The organism is Aquibacillus kalidii (genome assembly GCF_014280935.1).
GTDB classification, from domain to species: domain Bacteria; phylum Bacillota; class Bacilli; order Bacillales; family Amphibacillaceae; genus Aquibacillus_D; species Aquibacillus_D kalidii.
The window spans coordinates 1-3365 of sequence record NZ_JACLZI010000058.1 but is presented as its reverse complement, the minus strand read 5'-3'; the positions used below and the strand labels follow the sequence as shown (position 1 = coordinate 3365).

At 36.6% G+C, this 3365-nt stretch carries 4 protein-coding genes and 1 pseudogene; all 5 read right to left on the bottom strand.

Features of this window, described 5'->3' with window-relative positions:
* Positions 1-784 (bottom strand): annotated as a pseudogene (locus tag H7K77_RS17160) (IS110 family transposase); the annotation flags it as partial.
* A gap of 157 nt (positions 785-941) precedes the next feature.
* On the bottom strand, positions 942-1718 hold the full coding sequence (locus H7K77_RS17155) for a recombinase family protein (protein ID WP_186579608.1): 777 nt from the start codon (positions 1716-1718) through the stop codon (positions 942-944).
* Between the two features lie 431 nt (positions 1719-2149).
* Positions 2150-2629, bottom strand: coding sequence for a hypothetical protein (locus H7K77_RS17150; RefSeq protein ID WP_186579606.1), 480 nt, complete (start codon positions 2627-2629; stop codon positions 2150-2152).
* 13 nt (positions 2630-2642) lie between these two features.
* Positions 2643-2894 (bottom strand): HNH/endonuclease VII fold putative polymorphic toxin, encoded by a 252-nt coding sequence (locus H7K77_RS21335; protein WP_328701152.1) that lies wholly within the window; start codon positions 2892-2894, stop codon positions 2643-2645.
* A 160-nt stretch (positions 2895-3054) separates the two neighbouring features.
* Positions 3055-3365: transposase (locus tag H7K77_RS17140; RefSeq protein WP_186579604.1), on the bottom strand; the 311-nt coding region annotated here is incomplete at its 5' end.

Genomic DNA, 3365 nt, shown 5'->3' with positions numbered 1-3365 from the left:
CCACCTTGCCTATTTCCTGCTTTCCAAATAAAATGTGGCGTACAATGCTTTCTACCAAAAAGTTTCGTGTTTCTTGATGTTCTTTTGTTGTGTTTTCATCTTCTTTCACTAGCTTCAATATTTCATTCGCTTTTTTCACTGAACATGTATTATTGCTTACTTCTAATAAAAAGGTGGTCAATTGTTTTACACTCACACCCTCTAAGCAAGATGGTGAAGGGGATCGTTCCCAAAATGCTAATGCTGTTTTCCCATCCACCTCTGAGAAAAACTTTTTATAACTTGGATAATGGTGGCTCAATTGAATGTGTAGTTGGTTCTTTAAAGCACCTTGTGCCTTCACCAAAGCATTTCTTCTTGTAACTAATTGTTGTATCGACCAATATAAATCATGCGGTTTCGCGTCAGGCAATTGGTTCAGTTGATTCAACAAAATGCGTGCAACACATTCTGCATCCCAACTGTCACTTTTTTGCGTGGTCATATGGCTTTTTCGTTCAGCAAATGAAAGTGCTGGGTTTACTTCTTTTACAACTTGTCCATGGTCAGTTAAAAACTGTGCTAACGATCGCCCATAGCCTTAAACATCTTCTAAACCAAATACAGGCGCTAATCCATCATCTATAAGTTTATCAAGAGCCAATAAAAAAGTTGAGAAAGCTGACGGTTTATTTTCAACCTTTATTTCATCAAGCTTCTCCTGCCAACAATTAATAATCACTGCCACATGATGCTGTTTATGTAAGTCGACTCCCACATACAAATGTTTCTGCTTTTCATGCATCGTTCACCCTCCTATTCAGTTGTCAATTATGGAATGAAAATGCCGGCAACCTTAGTTCGAGCGTTCACCAACTGGTGCGCATTGGTACGAAAGCCTATCCATTTTCATGCTCTCATAGGAATATAAAAGAAAATATCAACCTTTTTTAAGTGGCTTATTAAATTATTGCCTCATGTTTGCCATTTGCTTGTATTTGTCCGTATGTATAAACCCCTTGATAAAAGCTTTCTCGGTCTAATATTCGCTTCACTTGTACTTTCGTAAATGCCTTACCTTGTGTTGTTTGATAGCCTTCATCATTCAATGCTTCTGATAATCTAGATAGTGACCATTTCTTATGTAGCTGTTTTAGCTCAAATAACCGTTTAACAGCTTCCGCTTGACCGTTATGTATCTTTAATTCCTTCTCATCCTTTTGTTTCGTATAGCCAAATGCTACCCGTCCTCCTGCATACCCACCTCCCTTTGCCTTTTTATTTCTTTCTTTCGTTAGCTTGAGTGCTATTTCAAGCCGTTGGTATTGGTCTAATAACTCCATTAAGCCATTTACCAAAAAGTCATTGGGGTCTTTCTTGTGAATACTGTAAAAAGGTTGTTCAATGCTTTTAATATCACAGCCATATTTCTTCAACTCTCGTTGTATCAGCACTTTTACAATATCTGACCTCCATAATCGGCTTGTGTTTAGTACCACCACATACTGTATTTGTGAAGACGAAAGGTGAGCCAACATCTCCTGTAAGCCCACCCTGTCTATTTCTAATGCTTCTTCATTTAGTTTAGCGCCACTTATTCCTTCACCTCTAAAAATATGGATCAAGTTCCAGCCTTGTTCTTTACAATATGCTTTAATTTCCTCTTCTTGATATTTCAAGCTGTACCCATCTTTCGCTTGCCCTTGAGTCGAAACCCGTATATACCCAACAACATTCAACTTTTCACCCTCCCGTTACATAAATTTTAATTTTCGTAACGCTTTTTGACAAATAGCGAGTATTATACGACCGTTTCTAGTAAAAATACAACCCAAAATTTATAAGCCAAAGCGGTAATATAAGCAGTATTATAAACAGTCTTACACGTTACCCATTGTTATCGCCACGAGCTTTGTCATTCTCGTTAGTTTGTTAGCTATTCCATGTTATAGCACCCTTGCCATGTAAAAATGTCATCTCGCCCATTTCTCGTTCTTGTTCGTTTCTCCTAGTATTAAAACGATACTCCATGACGGTACAACCATCATGAGCTCTCGATTCTCATACAGGTCATTTTCTTTTTCTCTCACTCAATATCAGCTGATTTAATCTAAAGCAAAGTAAAAAAACCTTGAAAGGCATTTAGCCAATCAAGGTAGTAATAAAAAAGTTAATTATTTTTCTTGTCTATGTTTGTTATATCACATTTTCCAACATGAATCTCATAATTTTTTTCTTCTACAAAAATTTGAGCAATACTTCCCGTAGACTTATCAGCTAATATTATATCACGATTTTCTGATGTTTCCCAAAGCTCTTCAATTGCTTTTGTAATATCGAACACTCTAACATTAGCCCATACGGGAAATTGACAATTTGGTACCAGAATAACCCATTCTTTATTTTCCTTTAGAAAATCCAAAGAACTTTCAAACCAAGATATAAAACCAATAGTATCTCCAATAGGTTTAGAATATGTTGGTTCAGAATCTATCCTACGGAATTGTTTCAATGGAAATTCAAATAATTTCAACCACTGTGAATCATAATCTTCAAAATCAATAAGCTCTATATATGATAATTGATTTAAAGTTTTTTTAGCATTCATCAATGCTATTTTCTTTAGTATCTTTTCATTTTGATATGACATCACAATTACCTCTTTATCTATTGTAATAAATGTGATGGTCTCCATTCGGACCATAAATATTAGAGTATCTTTCTTTCTTAAAAGAATACTCAAATGGATTAGCACCGTCTTTTGGTTTTCCTGCATGTGTGTGCAGTCTTCCATCATTTATATGCTCTACAATAACCCTTTTTCCTTGAGGGGTATCGTATTCATAGTAACGCCCATGATGAGTTGGGTTTGAACTGTACTCGTAATTTTTATAGTCGCCACCCTTTTTATTGATATTATCTCCGACTTGCCATTGACGTGTAGGTTGTTGGGACCTAGGTACACCTGCTAAATCCTTCGCATTGTTAAATGCCTCTTTTCTATTAAGATTACCCGTACCCTATGTTGTAATCTTAAAAGCTAAAAATAAAAAAGTCAGCCATTTTACCACCCTATTAAACTACTTCTTTTTCTTGCACTATCGGTAATTTGTAGGCTGTTTTATGCTTCATCATGCCGTAAACAATGTTCACAAGCCTTCTCATTATGCAAACCAATGCTTGACCCTTTGTTTTGCCTTCCTTAAGCTTTCTTTGGTAGTAAGCATGGAACACTGGGTTCCGTGGCAGTTTGCTTCCTTTTGCCACTTGCACTTGTTGGACTGCGAGGTTGTAAAATAAAGCGTGTAGCGCCCGATTTCCCTGTTTGCTTTTTTGTTCCTTACCTTTCCCACCGGACCCAAAGTAAACAGGCGCAATACCCGCAA

Excerpts from the sequence above, each read along its gene's own strand:
- H7K77_RS17150 (WP_186579606.1), bottom strand. The coding sequence starts at position 2,629 with ATGTCATATCAAAATGAAAAGATACTAAAGAAAATAGCATTGATGAAT.